We start from the raw sequence: 2,172 nt of genomic DNA, 5'->3' as shown, positions 1-2,172 counted from the left end.
CAACTTTCGGGGTGCAGATTACAATGATGGGTTTTTTATTGCCCATGCATTCACGGTCAGGCCATCAATAAGGGTTCAAGCGTGCAACTTAGCGAAAAGCATATATTGCTGTGCTCATGAAAAGTAATAAACGAGTTTCGATTATGGAATGAATCATGAGAGCACGCTGTTATAAAAATATTCATAACATAATCAGCTATGCGTTTCTTCCTCAGCATCCTCTTCAAAGGTTCTGGCAATCTTTTCAATATTCAGGCTTTTCGCCATAGCATCAAAAATTTCTTTATAGACGCCGTCCTGATGGTAGAGCGCATCATGTTCGCCGTGTTCAGCAATACGACCTTCTTTCATCACATAGGTATAATCGGCATCAATAATTTGCGACAAACTGTGCGAAATAATAATCACGGTTCGTCCTTGTTTGATTTGATCCAGACTGTGTTTGATCTGCTCTGAGGCAATTGCATCCAGACTGGCAGTCGGTTCATCCAGAAAAATAATCGGTGGATTTTTCAGGAACATGCGGGCAATGGCAATCCTTTGCTGCTGACCACCAGATAGCATCAGTGCATCGGTATCATAGCCTTCAGGCAGCTGTAAAATCTGCTCATGAATAGAGGCTTTTTTAGCTGCTTCTATAACTTCTTCCAGACTGGCATCGGTTTTGCCATAACGGATATTGTCAAAAATTGAACCCTGGAAAATATGATTTTTCTGCAATACCAGTCCAATATGATCACGTAAATACTGGGTATCAATATCTTCCAGATTAATGCCATCCAGTTGTACCTGTCCGGATGCCGGTTGATAAAATTTATCCAGTAAACTAATCAGGGTCGATTTACCTGCGCCAGACAATCCGACTAAAGCGGTAATTTTATTGGGCTGAATCAGCATGTTGATCTGCTTTAAGGCATGATGACCATTGGGATAATAAAATTCGACATTTTTTAGTTCAAACTGTCCCTGAATAACCGGCTTTTGAGTTCCACTGGGCTCAATTTCATGATCGGCTTCCAGAATTCTAAAGAAGCTTTCCGAATAAATCATCGCATCATTGACTTCATCATATATACGATGCAGCGAGCGAATCGGGGCAGAGACGTTGTTAAATAACAGCACGTGATACATGATCATGCCGATACTCATTTTCCCATCCAGTACAAAATAAGCGGTCAGGATGATAATCAGCACAATGCCAATCTGTTCAATAAAGGTCTTTAAACCGTCAAATAGAAAACTGGTTTGACGGGTCTGCATCTGATTATTGGTCAGTTCTTTTTGCAGCTTGAGCTGTTTGTCGGATTCAATCGATTCACGGTTAAAGGATTTAATCACGGTAATGGAATTAATGATGCTGAGAATACCCTGGCTTTTTTTCTCGCGCCCATCGCGTAAATTACGCCGCCATCCTCCCAGTTTTTGTGCCTGTTTATAGGTCAGCCAGAAATAAATCGGCACAATACTCAGCGCCACCAGACCGACATAAAAATTGGCATAAAACATCAGCCCCAATGCCACAATCGCGCTGGTAAATAAAGGTAAAATATCAATAAAAAAGATTTGAACCAAACGCGTCAGCGAACCAATCCCGCGGTCGATTCGGGTTTGCAGTTTACCGGCCTGATTATTGTCTTCATTAAAAAAAGCCAGCCGATAGGTCAGAAATTTTTCAATGATGCCTTGGGCTAAATCTTGCGAGACAAAAATGCGTAGCTTTTCACCATAAAATTTTTGTCCAAATTGCACAAAGGCATTCACCACTTCTTTACCCAATAAAATGGCAGAGATGGTGATCAGAATATGCCAGCCTTCAGATAGCCCCAAACCGGATTCAATCAGCCGGTTAATGCTATCTACCGCATATTGTAAAGTTAGTGCGTTGACCTGAGCAGTGAAGGAACCGATCAGGGTTAATAGCAGGGTAGCAACCACCAATAAACGGTAAGGACGAACAAAGGGCCGAAGTTTTTGAAACAAGTGCCATAAATTCATATGCAATTTTTTTATTTTCAAGTTTGATTTGAGTCTAAGCCTGATCTGTCCATGTCACAAGCGCATACAATGTTTTGAATTGTGAACAGCCATACTCCGCTAGAATAAAGTGAATTTTATATTTATTGTCGGTCATGAACTTCGAATTATTTGAGCCGGAAGCCCGAGCCAATCTGT

At 41.2% G+C, this 2,172-nt stretch carries 1 protein-coding gene; it reads right to left on the bottom strand.

Features of this window, described 5'->3' with window-relative positions; translation table 11 throughout:
* Positions 1 to 192: 192 nt before the first annotated feature.
* Complete coding sequence (locus B2Y23_RS02890) at positions 193 to 1,995, bottom strand: ABC transporter ATP-binding protein (protein WP_291368897.1); 1,803 nt, start codon at positions 1,993 to 1,995, stop codon at positions 193 to 195.
* Between the last annotated feature and the right edge of the window lie 177 nt (positions 1,996 to 2,172).

This window comes from Acinetobacter sp. UBA5934, from assembly GCF_002430855.1.
GTDB lineage: Bacteria > Pseudomonadota > Gammaproteobacteria > Pseudomonadales > Moraxellaceae > Acinetobacter.
This window is presented reverse-complemented; position numbering and strand designations above follow the sequence as displayed.